Origin of the sequence: Yeosuana aromativorans, from assembly GCF_014646655.1 — a bacterium.
In the GTDB taxonomy this organism is placed as follows: domain Bacteria; phylum Bacteroidota; class Bacteroidia; order Flavobacteriales; family Flavobacteriaceae; genus Yeosuana; species Yeosuana aromativorans.
On sequence record NZ_BMNR01000001.1, the window covers coordinates 406,000 to 430,556 of the forward strand.

At 36.4% G+C, this 24,557-nt stretch carries 14 protein-coding genes; 4 read left to right on the forward strand and 10 right to left on the reverse strand.

The genetic code is table 11. From position 1 onward, the window contains the following. Positions 1-10: 10 nt before the first annotated feature. The 4 genes from IEW94_RS01585 (at position 11) to IEW94_RS01600 (ending at position 5,156) form a co-directional block, all read left to right on the forward strand. A complete protein-coding gene (locus tag IEW94_RS01585; protein WP_188649513.1) occupies positions 11-1,543 on the forward strand; it encodes a T9SS type A sorting domain-containing protein in 1,533 nt (510 codons plus the stop codon). An 11-nt stretch (positions 1,544-1,554) separates the two neighbouring features. Continuing rightward, positions 1,555-3,201, forward strand: a complete 1,647-nt coding sequence (locus IEW94_RS01590; RefSeq protein WP_188649514.1) for a right-handed parallel beta-helix repeat-containing protein — start codon at positions 1,555-1,557, stop codon at positions 3,199-3,201. 13 nt (positions 3,202-3,214) lie between these two features. After that, positions 3,215-4,792, forward strand: a complete 1,578-nt coding sequence (locus IEW94_RS01595; RefSeq protein ID WP_188649515.1) for a sulfatase — start codon at positions 3,215-3,217, stop codon at positions 4,790-4,792. A 133-nt stretch (positions 4,793-4,925) separates the two neighbouring features. Then, positions 4,926-5,156, forward strand: a complete 231-nt coding sequence (locus IEW94_RS01600; RefSeq protein WP_188649516.1) for a hypothetical protein — start codon at positions 4,926-4,928, stop codon at positions 5,154-5,156. A 202-nt stretch (positions 5,157-5,358) separates the two neighbouring features. On the opposite strand, the gene IEW94_RS01605 is transcribed toward IEW94_RS01600, so the two are convergent. The 10 genes from IEW94_RS01605 to IEW94_RS01650 form a co-directional block, all read right to left on the reverse strand. After that, entirely contained in the window at positions 5,359-8,034 is a 2,676-nt protein-coding gene (locus IEW94_RS01605) for an alpha-L-rhamnosidase-related protein (protein WP_188649517.1), read from the reverse strand. Between the two features lie 136 nt (positions 8,035-8,170). Further along, complete coding sequence (locus tag IEW94_RS01610; protein ID WP_188649518.1) at positions 8,171-9,055, reverse strand: carbohydrate kinase family protein; 885 nt, start codon at positions 9,053-9,055, stop codon at positions 8,171-8,173. Positions 9,056-9,136: 81 nt separating this feature from the next. Further along, on the reverse strand, positions 9,137-10,879 hold the full coding sequence (locus IEW94_RS01615) for a RagB/SusD family nutrient uptake outer membrane protein (protein ID WP_188649519.1): 1,743 nt from the start codon (positions 10,877-10,879) through the stop codon (positions 9,137-9,139). A 10-nt stretch (positions 10,880-10,889) separates the two neighbouring features. After that, the gene (locus tag IEW94_RS01620; RefSeq protein WP_188649520.1) at positions 10,890-14,045 is read right to left on the reverse strand and encodes a SusC/RagA family TonB-linked outer membrane protein; all 3,156 of its coding nucleotides are present in this window, start codon (positions 14,043-14,045) and stop codon (positions 10,890-10,892) included. A gap of 14 nt (positions 14,046-14,059) precedes the next feature. Then, entirely contained in the window at positions 14,060-15,637 is a 1,578-nt protein-coding gene (locus tag IEW94_RS01625; protein WP_188649521.1) for a glycoside hydrolase family 32 protein, read from the reverse strand. A 3-nt stretch (positions 15,638-15,640) separates the two neighbouring features. Next, positions 15,641-16,960 (reverse strand): sugar porter family MFS transporter, encoded by a 1,320-nt coding sequence (locus tag IEW94_RS01630; protein WP_188649522.1) that lies wholly within the window; start codon positions 16,958-16,960, stop codon positions 15,641-15,643. A gap of 348 nt (positions 16,961-17,308) precedes the next feature. Further along, positions 17,309-20,059, reverse strand: a complete 2,751-nt coding sequence (locus tag IEW94_RS01635) for a substrate-binding domain-containing protein (protein WP_188649523.1) — start codon at positions 20,057-20,059, stop codon at positions 17,309-17,311. Between the two features lie 358 nt (positions 20,060-20,417). After that, on the reverse strand, positions 20,418-22,070 hold the full coding sequence (locus IEW94_RS01640; protein WP_229669415.1) for a GH35 family beta-galactosidase: 1,653 nt from the start codon (positions 22,068-22,070) through the stop codon (positions 20,418-20,420). A gap of 78 nt (positions 22,071-22,148) precedes the next feature. Next, on the reverse strand, positions 22,149-23,330 hold the full coding sequence (locus tag IEW94_RS01645; protein ID WP_188649524.1) for a T9SS type A sorting domain-containing protein: 1,182 nt from the start codon (positions 23,328-23,330) through the stop codon (positions 22,149-22,151). Positions 23,331-23,447: 117 nt separating this feature from the next. Next, on the reverse strand, positions 23,448-24,545 hold the full coding sequence (locus tag IEW94_RS01650; RefSeq protein WP_188649525.1) for a PKD domain-containing protein: 1,098 nt from the start codon (positions 24,543-24,545) through the stop codon (positions 23,448-23,450). Positions 24,546-24,557: the final 12 nt, after the last annotated feature.

A 24,557-nucleotide genomic window follows, 5' to 3' on the forward strand; every position in this document is an offset into this window, starting at 1 on the left:
AAATCATGATATGAAAAAACATATTTTGTTAATATTAGTAATCATGTCTTGTTCAATATATGGACAAAACATTATTGTTAATGGAAATTTTGGGACAGGTAGCTTAAGTCCTTGGAGTGGTTATGCCAATCAGGTTCTTACAGATGATATTACAAACTCATTATGTGGCAATGACAACAATGGTGATTCGTCCACTTTTCAAGTCTTTTCTGTCACAGAAGGAGTAACCTATGATGTCGCTTTTGATTACAGATGGGTTAGCGGATCCGGAACTTATAACATGAACGTGGTAGTAAAAGACGGCGCTACAGGAGGGTCCAATCTAGGGCTTTTAACATTAAACACTACGCCTGATTTTTGGCATACTGGCACGTTTTCCTTTACGGTTCCAACTGGAGTTACGCAGGCGAGAATTATTTTTTATAAAGCTGCCGGCAATCGGCCTTTACGAATGGATAATGTTTATGTGGCGCCCCAAGGTTCTATATCAACTTTTATAGATTCCAATACACCTTTGAACGCCCAACCTATTGGTGTAGCAGGTGATTGGGATTTGGATTTTAGCGATGAATTTAATGATGCAACCTTAAACACATCAAAATGGGTTGTGTCCGTTAGTAGCAGTTCAAGAGGATCAAGAACAAATTTAGGAGTAAATGATTGGTGGTGGAAACCTGAAAATGTCTTTTTAAATGGAACGGGAGATTTGGTTTTACGAGGCACTAAGGTAGATAACAATACCATGTATTGTGGTAGTGTAGAAAGTAAAAATCTGTATGAACCAACCTATGGGTATTTGGAAGCGCGTATACAAATAGCCGAAACAGCTAAAGGCAATCACACCGCTTTTTGGCTTCAAGGCCATAACCAAGGTAATGTTGATAATTCCGCAGCTGATGGCGCAGAAGTGGATATTGTTGAATCCGCTTGGTTAGCAGACTACACAAAGGCTGTTGTTCATTTTGATGGTTATGGTACCAATGCAAAAAACTACACCATTCAATACAATACACCAAATATACATACAGGCTATCATATTTTTGGTTTGTATTGGACCTCAACCTCTATGGATATTTATTATGATGGTGCTAAAGTTGTATCTACCAATTCAAGCAAACCGTTCCCTTTTACGGTTGATTCAAACGGCTATCCACTAGTGCCGCAAGTTCCTGAATGGTTATGGCTTTCGGTTGGTGCCAGTTTTGCCGATGGTGATTTTCAAAGTCAACCCGTAGGAAACTTATCTGATGCACTGGTTGATTATGTGAGGGTTTACAAACTATCTTCAACATTAGGTGTTAAAGATGTCCGTGTTGATAATACGTTCAATATATATCCAAATCCCGCCGTAAACAAAGTAACCATACAGTCAAATGAACCCGAGTACCTGCTTAACATTTATGATACTAACGGCCGGCTTATCATGCATTCAAAAAAATCAACATCAACTACTATTGATGTGAGCAATTTTGCTAAAGGGCTGTATTTGTTTGAGATTATTACAAACCAAACCATTAGCACCCATAAAATACTCATCAACTAATTCAATTAATAATGTCAATCAAAACCAAATTTCTAATTTCATTTTTGGCTGTTTTACTTCAAAGCACTGTTTGGGCTACAGATTATTTTGTACACCCTAGTTTAGGAAATGACGCCAATACCGGTCTTTCAAAAGAACAGGCATTTAAAACTTTATCTCGAGCCTCAACAATTGCATTGCAAGCTGGTGATCGATTATTTTTGGCTTCAAATCAAGAATATCAGACCGGACTTCAATTAATAAATGTAAGTGGCACCAAAGAGAACCCAATTGTTATTTCTACAATAAATTGGGATATTACTGAAGAAGAAACAAAGCCAGCTACCATCAATTTTAAAGGAGAATCGTATGGCATTCTGATTCAGGATTGTAGTTATATTGAAGTTTCAAAAATAGCTTTAACTGCAAATGGCTTTTTTAGTGCTGATGCGGCTCAAACCATGAGATGTGGCATCATGATCACCAATAAAAATGAGTCGTTGATGAAACACATTAGTATCAAAGACGTTCAAATTTTTGATGTTTTTTATGAAAATCTGGCGTTTAAAAGAGGTAAAGAAGAAGTAAAAACAGCCAATGGCACCCAAAAATACGGTTGGGGCATTCGAATTATTGATAAAAACCCAAACAACTTAATTGAGGATATTGAAATTAAAAACTGCTCCATAAACAGTGTGTCACATACTGGAATCAAATTAACAGGAAACTCAAAAAACATTTCAAATATTACTATAGCAGATAATAGTATTGAACAAACAGGTGGGCCAGGCATTCAAATGTCTGAAGTTAAAAATGTGCATGTTTATAAAAATAACGTATCCTATTCTGGCAGTGATGATGATTCCAGAAAATGGGGTCGCGGCAGTGGTCTGTGGACCTGGGGCTCATCACACGTTTTAATAGAAAAAAATAAATTCATGTATGCTAACGGACCCGGCGACTCTGCTGGTGCCCATATAGATTTTAATTGTGACAATGTGGTTTTACAATACAATATTAGTGCCTATAATGCCGGTGGTTTTTGTGAAATTCTTGGCAACAATTACAATTGTTCATATCGTTACAACATCAGTATTAATGATGGTCACAGAGTTAAAGGTGTTAATGGCGCTTTTCAAGAAGGCAAAATATTTTGGCTAAGTGGATTTCAGGGAGAGCAAAGGAAACGCAAAGGTCCCGTAAATTCGTATTTTTATAATAATACCATTTATTCTGATTCTACAGTTGTTGCCAAAATAGCCATTGACAATACCAGTAACGGTATCTTGATAGCTAACAATATTTTCTATTTGGAAGGGCCTTCAAAAGCCGTGTTAGGCGACCAATATAAGCCCGATAAACTGACAGGTGATTTGGCTAAAAATGTATTTTTTAAGAATAATTTGTTTTTAAATAAAGATGACTGGCCAAAAGAAATAGGAATTAAAGACATTGCACCTATTATTGGGAATCCTGAGTTTGCAAAAAAAGGAGGCTTGGAAGCCAAAGATTATATTCCTGAAAATTTAAAATTAATCCTAAACAAAGGAATTCAAATTAGTTTACTCCCTAACGATTCTGTTGGTTTATTACAATCTCTTGAACCCAAGAAAGATATTTTAGGTAATCCCATTCAAGGTAACCCTAGTTTAGGAGCCATCGAGCCAAAAATAAATTAATAATTACTGAATCATGAATTATCCCAATAAAAAAGTACTGTTTGGTTTTGCTTTACTCATTATGGGTTTACAACATATCATCTGCCAAACGCTACAGGACAAACCCAATGTTTTATTTATTATTTGCGATGATTTAAATGATTATGAAGGTGCTTTTGGTGGGCATCCACAAGCCAAAACACCCAATATTGATAAGTTGGCAGCTTCTGGTGTTCAGTTTATTAATGCAGCAACAAACGTTCCCGTATGTTGCCCATCAAGAAATAGTTTAATAACGGGCGTTTATCCACACGCATCAAAAGATTATGGATGGACAGACCTAAAAAAACAGCCCGTTTTAAAAAATAATAAAACACTTATCCGCTATTTTAAAGAAAACGGATATAAAACTTTAGGAACAGGAAAAATAACCCACGGGAACATCAAGGAAGATTGGGATGAATGGGGGATGCCATTAAACCACAATTATGGTCCTGTATATTTTAACGGAGAGAAAAGAACCAGTAATCCATCCGTTCCTGCCCCTTATAACTCCATTGGTCCTATTGATGGGTCTTTTGGACCGCTATCGGCTGCAATATCTGAAGGCAAAAAAGGAGAAAAAGGATGGGTTTATGGGCCAGACAATAAGCCCATGCGCTACATCAACGATGATGATAGAGATTTAATGCAAGACGAATTACATGTTCAATGGGCCAAAAAGAAAATTAAAGAACTTGAAAACCGTCAAGACGATCAACCTTTCTTTTTGGGAATAGGTTTTGTAAGACCACACACACCGCTTCATGCGCCAAAGAAATATTTTGACATGTTTCCCATTGAAAAATTACAATTGGAAAAATGGATGATTGATGATGAAAAAGATACGTTTTATGCTGAAAATTTTGACCCGGAAGATAAAGACAACAACAAAGGCCCAAGATATTATAGGATGTTATTGGAATCTTATGGCGGTAATAGAGAACTGGCTCTTAAGCATTTTTTACAAGCCTACTTGGCCTGTGTTGCATTTGTTGATGACCAAATAGGACAAGTCATGGAAGCCTTAAATAACAGTAAATTTAAAGACAATACCATTGTTGTTTTGACCAGTGATCATGGTTGGCAAATGGGTGAAAAGCAATATTTGTTCAAAAACTCACCTTGGGAAGAAAGTGTCAGAATCCCTATGGTCATTAAAATTCCAAATTCCTATTCAGGCCTAAAAGTTGAACATCCCGTATCATTAATTGATTTGTTTCCAACATTTAAGGATTATTGCCACTTAACTGGGAACAATAAAATAAATGACCAAGGAGCTCCTCTGGGCGGCCATAGCTTAAGACCACTTATAGAAGGAACCGGAGACTTTAAAGGTCCCAATGGCACATTAACGGTTGTTGGAAATTATGGTGTTACCATTCCAACAGAGAAACAAAATTTTTCATACAGAACCAAAAATTGGCGATACATACGATACAGTGATGGCAAAGAAGAATTGTATAACCATGTCACAGACCCCTATGAATGGGACAATTTGGCCTATGATAAAAAACACACTAGTATAAAAAATAAATTGGCCAAAGAAATGAATGCTATCCTTGCAAACTAACAGTTCATTTTATAAGCTATCAAAATCAGTAAACAATGGTATATAGTCCAAACCTTTTAATATTCACGTATATAGTTTAGAAAGTAATTACATAAAATTACTTCACTTTTTTAATAATCATAAAACTAATCCGATGAAAAAATTATTTTTAGGTACTTTATTACTATTAGCAGTCAGTATATCATTCATATCTTGTAGAGATACAAAAAAATCTGAATCCGTTGAAAATGCCATAGATAATGCTGCTGATGACACAGAAGGTGCTCTTGAGCAAACAGGTAAAGCCATTGACAACGCTGTTGAAAAAACCAAAGAAGCTGGGGAAGCTACTAAAGAAGCCGTAGAAAAAGTAGGTGACAACTAAGCCTTTTGGCACAAAATACACAAAACAAAAAAGCCTTTATCGTTTGATAAAGGCTTTTTTATCACACTATCTTGTTGCCAAACTAGATATGTTCAAAAATACTATTGATAACATTTAAAAACTAATAATATTTAGATTTCTACACTTGTTAGCAACTGCTCAACATCTAAATATCGGATATAGCTAAGGCAAAAATTATTTTCTATAATTTTATGACCCTAACATAATCCAGCATAGCTGTATTGACTTCAACGTTCATGTTAATATTCCACTCATCAAAACTTAACACCAACTGATTTGTTCCTTTTTTCAAATCAACCGTGAACGAATTGGAATAGCCCCAGTCTGACCATTCATCTTTTCCCCTTTGTGGGAAGACTGCAACACCTTTGTATGTATCATTGACATACAGGCTTCTAATAGCACATTTATTATCCGTATTCCAAGGTCCACTTCCGTTGGAATACCTAAAATCAATACTGTACTTTCCTGCTTTATCAACGGTAACAGGAATTACAACATACCTATTATCTCTATTGGAAAGCTCTATAAACCCTTTTCCTGAATAGTTTATATAATGTTTGTTTGAGGCCTTATAATAGTTTTCAGCTTCAATTGTTCTTTCGTTTTTAGGTTCAAAAACCCAAATGGGCTCGCTTGTAAAGGATTCATATCCATTAACATCAACAGCGCTTACCTTGTACTCAGCAAATTTATTGGCACTAATTTTAAAAGAATTGGTGTTTACGTCAGAAACAGCTTCTCCGTCTTTATAAACCCTATAATTTTTGGCAGCAGGAATACTATCCCAATACAATGTGTTATCTTGAATTGTCACGATTGGATTTGGCAAACTAAACTTATTTTCAACCATATGGATAGGTTTTGTATCGAAATCTTCATTGGACAGTTGAATGTGAATGATATGATCTCCAGAAAGATTTGCGGGGAAAAAATGATTTGATTCCGCTTTTCCATCTAATTGAAATGCTTTTATCTTGTCGCCATAGCCTTCAACCGTTATTGTTAATGTGGCATCCCTATAGCTAAAATTTGAAAGCTCTTTTTTGCCAGAATAGTTCTTTGGAATTACAGGTTGAAACAATATACCATCCTTTTGAAAATGCATTCCCATAAATACCCTATGAACCATGGCCAGGTTTCCCGCCATACTCCATAACATTCTATTGGAATTGATTTCGGTTCCTTTAAAATCACCATTATCCGCTTCAAAATTCTCATAGTTGCTTAAAAACAGTGCTGCTGGTCTGTATATAGCTGCCAATCCATAGGTCAACGCCTTTTCATTGCCAACTTTGGCAGAAGCTAAGTTCCAGTATGATTGTACAAATGGCCAAATGGCGTTATTATGGTAGGGTGGAATATTGGGGATTTGAGGATAGATACAGGTTACTCCAAACTCGGTCACTGGGGATTCAGAAATTATTTTGTTTGATTGTTCTGCACTGGTTACATCAAACAAAATGGCCAATGCTTCGCCCAATGCTTCAAAACGTTTAGACTTGTTTAAATATTTTCTTCCGTAAAGGTATTGGGCATAAAAGCCTTTGTCCTCCATCCACAGTTCTTTATTGATGGCTTCTTTTATGATATTGGCTCGTTTATAAAAGGGTTGGCTGTTTTCACCCAATTCATTAGCCATGTTTCCCAAGATTGTATTGGCCTGGTAATGTAATACATTGGTGCCTAGATTCATGGATTCAGCAATATCCATATTGGACATCCATTTGGGATAGGTTTGTTCCCGCCAATCTAGAAAAGACGATTCCCCTTTATAAAGCCCTATATCAGATTGCAAGGTTTTATAATCGTCTTCAAGGGTGTTTTTAATGATTTGATAGGATTGTTTCAGCCATTCTTTATCGCCTGTTACCTTGTAGAGTTCCCAAGCGGCAATAGTCCATACAACACGGTCTGACGACACTGGCCAAGCACCACCAGAACCCGTATCTTGGATAATACGGTCACGTTTAACTTTACGCATTAAACTTATTTTGGCAATTGTTGGCTCATGATAAGCAAAAGCGAGGTAGATACTGTAACTGATATCCCTAGTCCAAACGCCACCCCACTCTGCTCCCGTTCTAAACGTGCTATCGGGTTCAATGTTTTTAAGCGCCTCCTCTGTAGCCAAATTATATAGGGCATCTACTATAGGCTGATCGGATGTATACTTTGGTTTTTTTGAAACATCTTCTGAAAGCTTCCATTCTTTTTCCCGCTTCATTGACGTATCATACGGATTCATAATAAGGGTGATTTCATAAACACCATCCATATCCTTGTCAGTTAGTTCAAGATTGTTTTCCTCTAAATTGGAAAAATCCCATGTTAAGGGTTCGGATCCTCCAGCTATATAAAACCCCTTAAAATCTTGTTTTGCAATTCGGGTACCATCATAAGCTTGATAATAGCCTTGCGTTTTAAATTGATTTAACACAGGCGACATATCTACTTTAAAAGTATACTGGTAATTTGGTGGTAATTTTTCTCCTAAATCATGAACCATTTCTGTATCCTTTTTTCCAAACGAAAAAACCGGAGAATCATGAATGCCTGCTTTAATTAACACATGATGGTCATTTCCAACAGGCATTTCAATATCCTTTTCGTTGATCGTAAATTTAAAACTGATATAATTGGAATACGTTGCATAAACAGAGCTTACATAGTTTGAAATTATCTCATTTGGAGAAACTATAACCGCTTTATTGTTGCCTTGGACAACACTGTCTTTATAAACTGCAAAATGTTTTGATTTGTATAATGCGTTTGAATTTTGGTCGGGTGTTTTATTACAACCAATCACAGAAAAAAGTGAGGCAATTACATAAAGACTAATACGTTTAAATGTCATTTTAAGGTCTTTTGTTTTTTATAAAAATCAAAGATTCGTTAAATCAAATATAATCATAAGAAGTTATACATTCTGTTATAATTGAGCTTTTAGACGTATGAAAATTGACAAGATCTTTAATTGAAATGTTATAAACTTAATACGGATTTATAAACGCATCTATTTCTTTACGCGATATTGTTGGGTTGGCTCCTTCACTTTGCGCTACCAAAGCTCCCACAGCACAGGCAAAATCAATAGCTTCTTGTGGATTGACCCTGTTAAGTAACTGGCTGATTAAAGAGGCTAAAAAAGAATCGCCAGCTCCAACAGTGTCAACAACTTTAATTAAATATCCACTGTTGTAATACAACTTGTCATCATACAACAAAACCGCTCCATGATGGCCTTTGGTAACACAAATGTGTTTTGTATTGGTTTTGCTTGCAATAAAACGAATGTTCTGTTCCAATGACAAGTATTTAGAGCTCAGCATCTTGCTGACCTCATACAGCTCGTCATCATTGAACTTGATGAAATCGGCCTTTTCCATTAAATGGACCAATACCGCTTTGGTATAGTAAGGCGGCCTTAAATTAAGGTCAAAAATTTTGTACTTTGCAAGTTCAATGAGTTTGTATAATGTGTTTCTAGAGCTATCATCTCTTGCTGCTAAACTTCCAAAAACAAACGCATCGGAATTTTTAACTGCTTTTTTGTTTACTTCTGTCAAGCGTATCTTGTCCCAAGCTCTTGGGTATTTAATATCATAAGATGCCGACCCTTTGTCGTTCAGCATTACTTTTACTTTTCCAGTTTTGTACTCATTGTGCACCTGAACACAACCTGCATCAATACCAACTCCTTTGATATAGTTGAGTATTTCCGCTCCATTTTTTCCTTGCCCTATGGCACTGACCATGGTAACGTCATTGCCTAAGGCCTGCAACCTATTTGCTACATTTAACGGTGCTCCTCCTATTTTTCGGTGCGTTGGAAACACATCCCACAACACCTCTCCGAAACATGTGATTTTTGACATTTTTCTATAAAATTATTCCAGAAGGAATATACTGATTCCTTCTGGAATGAAAAAACTAACTCAAACTAAACACTTAAAAAATTAATAACCTGGGTTTTGATCATATAACCCTCCCGTAAAATCTATTTCTCTTTGTGGTATTGGATAATACTCATCTCTACCAGCTGTAAAGTGGGCATTTGCCAGAAAATCACGTTTTGTTTTTTCCTCATTAAGATATGAGTTTAGAACGGTTTCGGCATCTCCCCAACGAACCAGATCAAAAAAGCGTGGTCCTTCCATACCAAATTCCAGTCTTCTTTCAAATTTCAGAGCTTTTAAAGCCTCTGCTTGAGAGAGTCCTGTTGGGTATAATCCAATATTATACACATCAGAAGCTCCAGCATCAATTGGTCGTTGTGTACTTTGAGAAGCTCGTGTTCTAATTTGATTAACAATCGCAATCCCTGGATCAACTTGTCCCATTTGTATTAAAGCTTCTGCCTTAAAGAGCAACACATCAGCATATCTAATAAAATCCACATTTTTAGATGTTCCAACAAAAGGTCCTTCTTTCACATAACATGAACAGTCTGGAGCTTGTTGTTCTTTCATATTCCCAAAATATCCATAAACACCAGGGTCTCTTGCCCAACTAAAATTATAAATCATATCACCACTGGAGTTTACCGTATTTCTGTATTTGAAAGGTCTTCCAGGAATGCCTACAGTATGGTCAATTCTAGGGTCAAGTGTTACACCAGAAGCCAATGGCGCTTCCCCATTGCCATCAATAACATTGAAAATATCTGAATTGTTAAACGTATCCAATAAAGGCAATCCATTGGCATCTGTTTTAAAAGCATTTACCATATTCTGGCTCGCTAAATGAAATCCGCAACATCCGTAAAGACCAGTTCCATGTGGCGAGTTTAACCCTGTAACATAGCTTACCCTACCTACTTCGGTTCCATCATTAATTGAAAATTGTGCTGCCCATATTGATTCTGGACCGTTATCATATCCGTCTAAAAAATTATTGGCATAGTCAGGTTCTAAAGCCCCTGTTACATCATCGGCATAATCAACAACTTCCTGCAATCTTGACATATTGATATTTGTAACTTGGTGTTTGTCATTTTGCTCATAGGCCTGATACAAACGAAGTTTTGCTAAATAGGCAGCTGCTGCATTTTTATCGGCTCTTCCAACTTGATCTTGTGACTGCGGTAAATTGTTATAAGCAAATAAAAAGTCATCAGCAATCTTATTCCACAAGTCTTCATTGGATAGATCATTTGATGTTTGAAGAATATCCTCTTGCGTTAAATCTTCAGTTATGTAGGGTATTTTATTGAACAATAGCTTCAACATAAAATGAGAATGACCACGCAAAAACCGCAATTCTGCTATTCTTTTTGTTTTATCTGGATAATCCGCATCAGGAATTTCATTGATAACGGTTAGGGCAAAATTTGCTCTTGAAATCGCCTTGTAAAAATTGGTCCAGGTTCTTGGGGTCATCCAATCGCCATCATCAGCTTTTGTTAAATTGTATTGCTCATAATGATCCACAATATCCACATCACTTCTTCCGCCTCCACCTTTATAAGCGTCATCAGATCGTACACTACCATATACCCATTGATGAGTAAGAGGCCCAATCATTTCGTCATTGGCTATGCCAGCATAAGCCGCAACCACTAGTGCTTCTGCATTTTCAGCGGTCCCCACATTTTCAGAAGACAATAAGCCTTCTGGTTCGTATTCTAAAAAATCTTTGCTACATGCTACCAATAAAACTACTGATAAAACAAGACTTGATATTTTTATATATTTTTTCATGATTCTAATTTTAAAAATTTAAGTTTAAACCTATGGATAAGGTTGTTGGAACAGGGATTCTATTAACATCAACGCGTTCAGGGTCTGAACCTATATAGCCTTTTGGGGTTATCCAAAATAGGTTTTCACCTTGAAGATAAATACGGCAATTGGTCATTCCACCCCATTTGCTGATTAAATCTTTTGGCAGACTGTATCCTAATGCTAGGTTTCTCAATTTAAAATAGGAATTGTTTCTAAAAAGATAGTCTGATGTCTGGGTATCGTTATTAACCAAAGACAATGCTGGAATATCAGTATTTGTATTTTGTGGCGTCCACGCATTTAGAGTACCAGGTCCTGCATTTTCTCTTCCTTGAACAAAGTTGTTCCAAAAAATATAGGGATCTTGTCCTATACGTCCTGTTACACCTGATCCAAAAATTGAAAGATCAAAATCCTTGTATTTTAAATCAATGCTTATACCATATTCTAAATCTGGTAAGGTGTTTCCAAGAAAATCTCTATCAGAAGAATTAATAACACCATCATTGTTAAGGTCAACAAACTTAATACCTCCTGGTCTGGCACCAACCTGACTTGCATGGGCATCGACCTCTGCCTGGCTTTGGAACAGACCATCTGTTTTATAACCATAGATTGAGAATTGGGAGTGCCCAATAATTGAATTCTCTGCCGTTCCAGGATATGCCGCCCTTACTTCTTCTGGCAAATCTGTAATCTCATCCTTAAAAGCTCCAAAATTAGTAGACACAGCAAAATATAAACCATTATCCAAGGTATTGGAATATGCTAAAGACAACTCCCATCCTTTTGTTGATGTAGAAGCACCATTAACAAATTTTTCTTGCCCTTCACCAACTGCTGATGCGATTGGAGGTTTGATTAAGATATCATTGGTTTTTCTGGTGAAATAATCAAATGACCCAATAAGCTTGTTTTGCATAAACCCAAAATCAACACCTAGGTTCACTTCTTTTGTGGATTCCCATTTCAAACCGGAATTGGCAGCTTGAATAGAGACAAATCCAGAAGGCAAATTACCAGTATTGGCGCCATTTAAATCATAGGCTGTACCAACATTATAGTAAATATTGAAAAAGTCTGGAACATAGACATTTTGATTGGGTCCATATCTAGATTCATACAAACCAAATCGCGCTACATCACCAATGGATTGATTACCCACTTCACCATAACCGGCTCTTAATTTTAGGTTTGAAATAAAATCGTTGTCTTTTAAAAAGTCTTCATTATTAATTCTCCAGCCAACAGTTGCAGCAGGGAAAATACCATACCGATTATCAGCACCAAATCTTGAGGAACCATCCCGTCTTAATGTAAATGTTGCCAAATATTTGTCAGAATAGGCATAATTTATTTTTCCAAATTGAGATAATAATCGGCTTCCGCTTGAAGTTCCATTGGATGACCTTGCTCCTGAGGCAGCTGCCAAAGTAAAATAGGATTCTGTTTCTACAGCAAATCCATCAGCAGATGCCAAAAGAGATTTAAAATCCGTTTTTATGGATTCTGTACCAAGTAAAACGCCTATTTTATGTTCACCAAATTCTACATTGTAGTTTAAGGTATTTGAAAAGGTAAGACTGGTATATTTATTGGTATCAAAAGTCAAACTGTTGTTTGATCTGGTAATAAACCCATTATTAACGGTGGTTTCAATATCCTTTCTTTCAAAATTGTTGTAGTCTATCCCTATACTGGTTCTGAATGTCAGGTTTTCCATTAAATCTACTTCTGCAAAGATGTTTCCAAAGAACGATAGTCTATTGGTATTATCCCATCTATTAAGATATTGCATAAGAACCGGATTGTTCCTATCAGAATATCCAGAGCCTATTGGCCCAGCAAAATTCCCATTACTATCATATACTGGAATGGTTGGAGCCAAAGTAATAGCCAAACCAGGAGTTGGAGCACTACCTACATCAGGTGAAGCCAACAACTCATTTGAGTTTGAAAACTGGGTATTAATTCCTGTCCGTACTTTATCATTAAACAATTTATAGCTTGAATTTAATCTAGCGGAATACCTTTCATAATTGGTGTATTTTAGCATTCCTGTGTTTTTTATGTAACCTACATTGAACAACGTAAAGGCCTTGTCGGTTCCACCAGAAACTGTTAACTCGTTATTAAAAACATAGCCTGTTTCATAGGTTGCATCTTGCCAATCGGTATCGCCTGCAGGCACATTGGGGTCACCACCAACAAACGGCTGAACTGTGACACTGTTTAATACTGGGTTATTATAATCCCCATTCCAATCAAAATTATAGATTTCGCCATAACCTCCGTTTGGATCGGCACCATCATTAACAGATGCTCTCCACAATACTTCACCTCTCTGTTGGGCATTTAACATTTTGTAACGTTGTTTTTTCTCAGATTGAGCAGAGAAACTTGAATTATATGAAATGCTCAATTTTTGGTCTTCACTTCTGGTTGAGCCTTTGGTTGTTACTATGATAACACCATTGGCAGCCCGAGAACCATAAATAGAGGATGCAGAGGCATCTTTTAGTACCTGAATGGACTCTATAGTTGTTCCACTAATGGATGAAAACACTTCTTGCCTCACGGTTGGAATTCCGTCAATCACATAAAGCGGATCGTTATTGCCTAATGTACTAACACCTCTAATTAAAATTCTGCTATTAGTTCCGGTAGGGTCACCTGATTTTTCAACAAAAAGACCTGGTACACGTCCTTGTAAGGCTTGCATGGGGTTTCCCGTACTTAAGCTTTGTCCTTGCAATGGTTTAAAATCCACTACGGTTACGGCACCAGTAACATCAACTTTACGTTCTTTGGTATACCCCGTTAACACCACGGCTTCCAGTTGCGCCGTGTCAGTTTCCATAGCAATATCAATGGTAGTTTGACCATTTACCTGAACCTCTTGTGTTCTATAGCCCACATAACTGAATACAAGAGTGGCATTACTGTCTACGCCCTCTAGAACGTAGTTCCCATCAAAATCTGAAACAGCACCTTTTGTTGTTCCTGATACAATTACTGAAGCTCCAGGTAATGGAAATCCGTCTTCAGAAGACGTAATGACTCCTTTTACTTCAATTTCTTGGGCTGTTACTGACAAAAACGAGCCGAACAGCAATAAATAAATGAGTAATCTAATTTTCATAATTGAGTTGTTATTTAGTTTAATTTTAATTGTTTAATAATCAAGTTTTCTATTTCAACTGGTTTAGCATTCGCATTTATGGAAAATGAGTCGAACGGCTGTGTGGTAAAAAATATCTCTGTCATAACCGTTGTTCCATTATTGTAGAAAAGTTCAATAGAAGTTTTGTCTAAAATGATTCTTACATCCAGATCATTTATATTTTTGTTAAGTGGTGCTTTCGAAACATTTTTTGCGAAGTCCTCAGAAAAGGAGGTGTTTCCTGATTTAGACCTATCAATAAAGAAGAAATGGTCTTTATTGTTCAATCCAAACGATATGGATTCTCCAATAGAGTTACTTAGACTAAATGTGTAAACATCTTGTTTTAAATCTGAAACCGTGAATTGTATATCAGCTTTTGTAAAATCCACTAATGGGGATTTGGCAACAACCGTTTTGTCTGTTATAGAAATCTCATTTTTACGTATCGTTTTGGAAACATAGTTTTGTAGTTCTCTTACGGGCAAAAATTTTAGCCGATATTGTCCATCATTTTTAATTACGGTTATTTCTCTTGGCGTTGTCATGGCACTTCGCCAAGTTTCGGTAGGAACTTGTTGAGCATATTGCCAATTGGACATCCAGCCCAAAAACAATTTTCTGCCATCAGAATCTGGGATATTAGACCAAGTTACACCAGCGTAATTATCTTTTCCGTAATCGATCCAAAGCGCTTTTTCGTTTTCTAAATCATTATTGAATGATGGATCCAAGCTAAATGTTTTACCATCAAAATCACCAATAAAATATTGGGTTGCAGAACCTCCGTTCAAACCTCCCGGATTAATACTTACTAGCAATACCCATTTTATTTCATTGGTTCCTTCAACAACCATTGGAAAGAAGTCTGGACATTCCCAAACACCTCCGTGGGCACCAATATGTTCTCCAAAACTTGATTGAAATTCCCAATCTTTTAAATTTGTAGAGGTATATAGGTTTATTTTGTCGCCTGCCGCCAAAACCAAAGTCCATTTTTGATGAATGGAATCCCATGTTACTTTTGGATCTCTAAAATCCTTCAATCCGGGATTTTCAATTACTGGATTGTTTTCATATTTTGTAAATGTTTTGCCTTCATCCAAGCTATAGGCTATACTTTGAGTTTGTAACCACTCGTCATTCCCTAATCGTTTAGAGTTGGTATACATGGCAACTACTGGTATTTTGTTTCGAGTTGCTCCAAAACCTGAACTATTATTTAAGTCAACAACAGCACTTCCAGAAAATATGTCTCCTAATTTATCAGGATAAAGTGCAATAGGTTGTTCCGTCCAAGTTATCATATCGGTACTAATGGCATGCCCCCAGTGCATAGGCCCCCAAACATTCCCCTCAGGGTAATATTGGAAATACAAATGATAGTACCCATTGTAGAAAAACATACCATTTGGGTCATTCATCCAATGCGCCTTAGGGGTAAAGTGAAAATTGGGACGATACAGTTCCTCTTCAGAATATGTCTTTTCATTCGCTATTGATTTTTTGTTGGCATTTTTGCAACCAACAAAACATATTATGACCAACATTGTTAAAAGTGTACGTTTCATATTTTAACCTTTTATTAATTTTTTACTTAATTCTTCTAAAGGAACCCCTTTGGTTTCCGGCATGATAAATATCACAAACAACAATTGCACAACCATCATAATGGCAAAAAACATGAAGACCACGCCTGCACCGATGCTTGCAAACAAAGCAGGTACCAGAGATGGCACAACAGCAGCTAATACCCAATGGGTTGAACTGCCAAAGGATTGCCCTGAACCCCTTAAATGGTTTGGAAATATTTCAGAAATAAATACCCAAATTACGGTTCCCTGACCTACGGCATGGGCCGCTATAAACATAAATAGGAATATGGGCATGGAACTTCCTTCCCAATGAAAAAAGAACGCACAAGACACTAGGGTCAAGGATATAATATAGCCCACAGAACCGATATACATCAATTGCTTTCTGCCTAATCTATCAATGAGATAAATTCCTAAAAGAGTGAATAGCATATTGGTTACCCCAACACCTATGCTACTTAAAAGGGCGGAGCTTTCGGCAAGACCTGCTTCAGTTAAAATTCTTGGTGCATAATACAGAAAGGCATTGATACCAGACAATTGATTGAAAAAAGCAATCAAAAAAGCCAATATTAAAGGGAAACGATATTTTTTAAGGAATATATTTTCGTTGGGAACTGTATTGTCCATTTCATCCTTGATTTCTAACATCAGTGCTTCAGGATCTTTATCTGGACTTATTATTTGAAGCACTTTTCTGGCTTCATCATTTCTAAATTTAGTAAGCAGCCATCTCGGGCTTTTAGGCACTGTTAATGCGAATACAGTATAAAATGCAGCAGGAAAGGCTTCAACACCAATCATCCAACGCCAATCATTATCTCCTACATTGTTCAATAAATAATTTGACAGAAATGCTATTAGTATTCCGAAAACAATATTAAATTGATAAAGGCCAACTAGTTTTCCTCTGTCTTTTGCAGGAGCAATTTCAGATATATAGGCTGGTGCTGCAATGGTTGAGGCCCCCACACCAAGCCCCCCAATAAATCTAAATACGGCAAATGTCCATGGGTCATTGGCCAACCCAGACCCTATAGCAGATACTGTATAGAGAACACCTATCCAAATCAGTGTGTTTTTACGTCCTATTTTATTGGTAGGAATACCACCAAAAAAAGCGCCTACTACAGTTCCCCATAGAGCCATTCCTATAACAACTATTCCGTGAAACATATCCGAAGATCCCCAAAGTAATTGTAGTTTTTTTTCAGCGCCCGATATAACTACGGTATCAAATCCGAAAAGGAAACCAGCCAATGCGGCCGTAATGGACCATATCAATATTTTTTTGTTCATTATAGTTTAGTTTTGTTATCGCCAAATTACAAGGAAAGTGAATTTCTGGAGTTTAGATTTGTAACAATAAGTTATGAATCTGTTAATGATTTCTTAACTTTGATATAATTAACTAAAAATCAGTATGTTACAATATTAACAATTTTAAAATTAAATTTTGGGTTTCAAAATTGTTACTTGATATATTCAAAATTGTTACCCTAAAATGAATCTAAGAAGTGTCAAATTCATAAAAAACATGATACATGTTTATTAATTTAACTGTTTTATGTATTCATTAAAAATAAATACACAAAAAAACAACCTATAAATTATTGAATTGCCAAATAAAAACGTGCTGTTATGGGTTTAATCTTCCCTATAAGCCTTGGGCGACTTATTGTATTTGTTTTTGAAACTTGTGGAAAAATAATTTGGAGAAGAAAAACCAGTGGAATAGGCTATTTCTGATATGGTTAATAACGATTCTTGGAGCAAGGCTTTGGCTTTTTCCAATCGTATATTTTGAATGTAGTCACTAATGTTAACACCTAGTATGGCCTTCATCTTTCTGTAAAGTTGAATTCTTGAAATATCTAAACTGCTGGCCAATTGCTCTACCGAAAACTTTGAATTGTCTAAATTTTGAGCTATTAGCTCATTAACTTTTAAAATAAACTCCTGCTCAAATTGGCCAAAACCTTCTGGAGCATCAATGGTATGCACATTATTAATGTAATAATAACGCAGCTTCTCTCTATTGTATAATAAGGTTTTAACAGATTGTGATAGAATAGCAAAACTGAAAGGTTTTGTCAAGTAAAGATCCGTGCCAGATTCCAAGCCTTTAATATAAGATTCTTTATTGTTTAGTGCCGTGAGTATGATATTGGGGATATGTGATGTTCTAAGGTCTGATTTTAAGGTTTTACAGATCTCAAAACCACTTTTGCCAGGCAAATTAACATCACAGATAATGATGTCTGGAATAAACTCGAAAGCCATTTCAATACCATTACTACCATCAGAAACATATACAGTATAATCTGTTGAGAACTTACCTTTTAAGTATTTTACCAAATCTGGGTTATCCTCAATTATTAAAATAGAATAGCGTTCATCATCTTGTAATATAGGTTTTTCGCTAAAGGAGTCATCTTCGTAATCCTCTACTTCCAAATCTGTAATAGACTGGTCAATAATGTCTGGTTCAAAAATAATTTCATCAGAATTTAAATGGACATGGTCTTTGTATAGTGTAATGATAAATTCGGCACCATGTTTTGAAATCACTTCAATAGTTCCCTTGTGCAACTCAACAAACTCTTTTGAAAGATGCAGCCCTATCCCAGAACTGGATTTATTATTGTTTGATCCTTGGAAAAATGCCTTGAACACATCCTGCAACTCTTGTTTTGGTATGCCAATTCCTGAGTCCTTGAAATGGATTTTAACAAAATTGGTGTTGGGATCATCAATAATTTCAATGCTTATAGTACCGTTATTGGGAGTAAATTTAAAAGCGTTTGAAAGTAAATTAAAATACACTTTGTCCATTAAATTCCTATCCAAATAAATTGATAAATCTTCATTGTTTGAATGAATGGAGAATTTAATATGCCGCTTTTGGGCCTCGCGCTCAAAATCCTTGAAAATCCTTTTCGAAAACTGAAATAAATTGGTTTTAGATGCCTTTAAATTAAATTTGCGGTCTTCAATCTTTCTAAAATCCAGTAATTGATTGATCAATCTCAATAATCGTTTGGAGTTATTAAAAATCAGATTTACTTCATTCAATAGCTTATTATCACGAATTACCTTGTTTTCTGTTAAAGATTCTATTGATGATAAAATGAGTGTTATAGGTGTTTTAAATTCATGTGACAAACCCGTAAAGAAGTTAACTTTGGCATCGTTACTGATTTTAACCTCCTCGGCTATTTTTTTAATTTGGTTTCGCTGAATGGTGATCTTTTTATTTCGCAACTCCAGTTCCCGCTTTTTCTTTCTAATGTTGTATCCTGAATAAATACTGTAAGCTCCTAAAAGAACACTTAATATCAATAATACCAAAAGTAATTTTAAAGTGTTTTTTTGTGTAGTAAATGTTTTTTCTTGCTGTCTTATTTTTACTTGTTGACGTTCAATGTCGCGCTGATGCTGATTGATTTTGTCAAATTGATTGCTCATAATGTCAGCATTACGAGAATCTATGACGATGGTACTCAATATGTTATTTTTGGGAACTGGCTCGCCATTTAATATTTTTAAAGCTAATCTAATGGCCTCATCACCTCCTGTTGGATATAAAATGGTAGCCAATAATTTTTTATCCTTAACTAATTGAATACCTCCATTGGGACCATTTAACCCATCCACTCCAATAATTTTGATTTGGTTGTGAAGTTTCTTTTCCTTGGTTACTTCGTAAGCTCCCAAAGCCATTCTGTCATTATGAGCAAATATATAATCCACGTCTTTTATACTGTCAAGTACATGGCGTAACTGATCCTTAATTGAATAACTCTCCCAATTTCCTTCAATGGTTTTAACAACTTTTAAATTAGGGGTTGTGTCAACAATATCGTTAAAACCCGAACTGCGTTCAAAAGCAGGCGAAGAGCCTTTAAGTCCCTTGATTTCTATAACCCGTTTAGGGCTGGTTGTTAATGATGCCAAGTAATTGGCTGCATTAGTGCCCACTTGATAATTATCGCCCCCCAAATAAGCCGTATAATTATCTCCATCTATTTTTCTGTCTACAACCAAAACGGGTATGCCTTTTTTAAAAGCTTTTTCAACAACAGGAGTAATAGGTTTAGATTTTATAGGAGATACAATCAATATGTCTACAGGTTCAGAAATGAGTTGCTCAATATCTTTTATCTGTTCATCAATATTGTCTTTGCTATCCAAAATTTGAAGGTCAACATCCGGATAAAACCCGGTTTGGATTTCCATAGCTTCATTCATTGATTTTCTCCATTCGTCATTAAAACCTGTTTGAGAAAACCCAATAGTATATTTTTTGTTTTTAGAATCATTTGAACATCCAAAAACCAAAATTAAGCTTATGAGAATTATGTCCTTTAAAAAATAGCCTTTGCGACAATTTATCATTTCATACATTAATTGACAGATTTCTAAAGTAGAAATTTTTAAATGAATTTTAAGTTTTTGAGTCGCATATTTTAAAAAAAGGAAATACAAAAAAGCCTCTATCTTCTTGAAGATAAAAGCTTTTGTACAGAACATTGACCTATTATCGAACCAAATATTGAATTTATTCAAAAGTTTGATGGATGATTTTTAAAAACAAAAAAACCTCCAACCAAAAAAGGTTGAAGGTTCTACAGTACTGAACATTGACTTATTATCGAACCAAAATATTGAATTCTTTAAATATATAAGTAACTTTTTTGAAAACAAAAAACATCCAACCCAAAGGGTTGAGCTATAGAATCACTTCTATCAATAGCTATCTCTCATAAGTAATTACCTTGTAGATTCCTGGAGTAATGGTTTTTTGCATTTTTGAAGGGGAATACGCATCCGGATCGCCTTCTTTTTTATTGATCTGGTCAATACCTTTACTGCTTTCAAATAGTCTTCCAAAGACCCTTAACCTAGAATTGTGGAAGGTTTCATCACCGTTCAGCATGCGGGTTGTTACCCAAGCACCATTTTCAAACCGTCCCTCAAATACTTGTCCTATATAAGCTGTAGTATCCCTTTTTTCTGAATAGAAATATACGGATAAGTTCATTCCAATAATCAAAAATTCATTGGCATCCGTTTGAATGACAATGCCAAAAGATGGCTCATTGGGTTTTTCGTACATCACTTTAATTTTGTAATCGCCCATATACAAGTCCTCATAGGTTTCATTGCCTTCTTTAAGCACTGCTTTCATGTTGCCAGTTCCCTGATATTTTAAAATGTAATGTTGAATTTCATTCAATACACCATAGGCTTTTTTGAACACAAAATCATCACTGGCATCTTCAATGCCGAAAGGCGAAAAACAAATCGCATCGTGCGCCCCAAAAGCATAATAAGCCCGACCCATTTGTGCGGTTGATTCTGGGATTAACAAAGGATTATCGTCCCTATGGTACCTAGCCACAATCTCCTTGAAGTTGGGCAAATAAATGTCTGGTGATTGAACATCGATATTGGGCGCGGCCGCTTTCCAGATATCCATGACTCTTGAAACGGGACCGCCATTAGGATAAACTCCCGGTAAATCGTCTGGTTTCTGTACAATCCAAGCATTGACCATCATGGGCAAATTGTATTGCCCCCGGCCCGATTTTGCCACAAAATTAATGTACGTTGCATATTGCCAAGTGGTGAAAAAGGCTTTGGCTTCGGGCGTATCTCCAAAAATTTCTTTCCATGTTCCTGAAGTTTTAAAGTTTGACTTAGACCAAGCATTACTAACATAAGTGTCTAATTGTTTTTTGTTTTCCTTTAAATAAGTCATTAATGCTTTAGGAACTTCTTTTTCAAATAAATCAAGTGCAACTTTATTATAATCGATGTCTTGGAACATGCCCACCTCATTTTCTGGTTGCATTAAAATAACGGTTTGGTCTGTGTCATATTCCTTAATATGTTTCATTAATTGCGTAAACGCTTTAGCATCGGCTATTTTGGTAGCTTCACAAAAAGGCGACAAAGTTTCTATTGCTTTGCCTTCTTTAGTTTTTACCCTAAAAAAACGCTTGGTGTCTTTTTTAACCCACATTGGCGCATAACTAGATTCGCCATTTTTCCAACTGGCAAACCAAAGCAAACAGACTTTTAAATGATTCTCTTTGGCATTATCAATAATGGCATTAACTAATGTATAATCGAAAACACCTTCTTTGGGTTCAAATTGTTCCCAAGCAACCGATACAAAAACTGTGTTAAGATTCATGGCCTTCAATTTGGGAAACAATGGCTTCATATATTCTGTAGTTGAAGCAGAGGAGTTGTGCAATTCACCAGCAATCATTAAATAAGGTTGACCGTTCACCACAAGTTGGGTTGCCCTACCGTGTTTTGTAAGATAGGGCACCTTGCTTTGAGCAAACATTTGAAAGGATACTAATAAAAACAGGAATAGAACTTTTGCAATTTTCATGATATATAATTTGATGGAATTTTAAAAATAAAGCCCATTTTAAATCAATGGGCCTTATTTTAAGTGGTACTATAAAAATTAATTGAATATTATTTTTTTAACACCATAGACATTGTCTTTATTTATCTGCAAAATATAAACACCTGTATTGTTAACTGCTTTTGAAGATTTGGTTCCGCGTATGGTTTCTTTCATTATCAGTCTGCCTTGAATATCAAAAACATGTAGCTTTGTACCCATTTGATTTTTGGCAAAATTAATCCTGCCAGAAGCGTCAAAAAACACCCTTTCATTAAGTGGTTCGTAAGATTTCATACCCAACACCGATTGATTGGCAACATAAACATTATCCAAATAGATTATGGATGAACTGTTTCCTGCAGGCATGAATATAATCTTGTTGATCTCATTGCCCACGTGGCTGCTCAAATCAATACTGTATTCAGCCCACCCTGTGGTTGAGGCGGCATCATAGGTCAAATTGCCTCCCCATTGCCATGTACCGGAACTGCTTGTGTATTCAAACTGTAGTTGGCCCGGACCCACATTGCTGGGATTGTAGATTGAAAAATAAATCTTGTCACCGATCGATGGCGTGAAAGTTGGAAAATATTGTATTTGGCTCCAATTAGATGGCCCTGTTGCCGCACTATTGGTACTGCCATTTACACTATCGGGGTTGGGGTTGGACACTTCAGAACCATCGGCAAACCAAATCCCTGAAGAAGTCGATTCGTTGTAAATATAATTGGTTTGCGATACGTTCAATGATTGAGAACTAAAATATACATTATCCAAATAGACTATGGCAGAACTGTTTCCTGCAGGCATGAAAATAATCTTGTTGATCTCATTGCCCACATGACTGCTCAAATCAATACTGTATTCAGCCCAACCTGTGGTTGAGGCCGCATCATAGGTCAAGTTGCCTCCCCATTGCCATGTACCGGAACTGCTTGTGTATTCAAACTGTAGTTGGCCCGGACCCACATTGCTGGGATTGTAGATTGAAAAATAAATCTTGTCACCGATCGATGGCGTGAAAGTTGGAAAATACTGTATTTGGCTCCAATTGGACGGCCCTGTTGCGGCACTTTTGGTACTACCGTTTACACTGTCGGGGTTGGGGTTGGACACTTCAGAACCATCGGCAAACCAAATCCCTGAAGAAGTCGATTCGTTGTAAACGATTGTTTGGGACTGTATCGCCGAGGATAGTATCATGGCGAATAAAAAGAGAAACGTAATTTTAGATTTCATAATTTAAAGATTAAGATTAGACAATTATTTAGCTTCATTTTTTAGACTTAGTATGTAAAGCCTCTATCAAATAATTATTATCATTTGATTATCAGGTATTTATATTTTTTTAATTAATTATTGTGATTCCTTAAGAGAAATTTCATCAATATAAATGGTGCCAGCTCCCGGTTGAATGAACTTGAACTGAACCCAAGCATTATTGGCTTTCCCCTCGGAGTAAATTTGCGTAAGATCGCCCGTTTGAAACGTGATGGTTTTAAAAGACCAATCACCGGTAACTTCCCTAATGGGACTGTACCACGCAAAATTGTGCCAGGACTGCTCATCACTTTGATTGGTCAGTTCTGCAGCGGTAACTTGGGTAAAATCATCGCTCTTTATCCAAAAGCTCAATTCATAGGTTTTGTTGCTTTCCAGAACGGCATTGGGGAACCCGGTGATCCCTTTGGTAAACAACTGGGATTCCACATTGGCGGCATTGATGACAATTTTAGCATAACCATCGGTCCCCAGGGCACCCCCACCGGGCGTATTTTCAACACTGAACACCATGGCATCGGTGCCATTTGAAACCCATGATTCCCAAACATCTGTCGCTGTTTCAGACGCTTCAAAACCAAATACAGACCGCACGAACTGCTCGGTTCCTACTTGAACATTAATGGTTTGGGTGTCAACCATCCCGTTTAGAAAGGTGACCTCCAAAGTACAGGCTACGGGGCCTTCTTGTGAAAATGTCACATTAACGTCTTGATTGGTAGAAGTAGCGGGCGTTCCGCCTGGAAATGTCCAAACCCTGGATGCCACACTTTTTGAGTTATCTGTAAATACAATAGGGCTTCCTGCATCGGTTTGGTAAGCGCTCACCTCATAATTTATCAGTCCACTGCCCACTTGAACATATAGTTCCTTGGATTGTGTGATTCCATCTGAAAAGGTATTCTCGATGGTACAGGTAATCAAGCCCACCTCTGAAAAACCAACACTAACTTCTTTGTCCGTAGATGAAGCAGGTGTTCCACCAGGAAATGTCCATTTTCTTGAAACAACACCCGATGAATAATCTGTAAACAAAACAGGTTGTCCCAAATTGGTTTGTGTTGAACTCACATCGGGATCAAAAACAATCTCATCTTGATAGATATGATTTTCAACACAGCCTAAGAACAACAAAGCAAATGCTGGTAAAAAGGATAAAATTTTTGTTTTCATTATCATAATTTT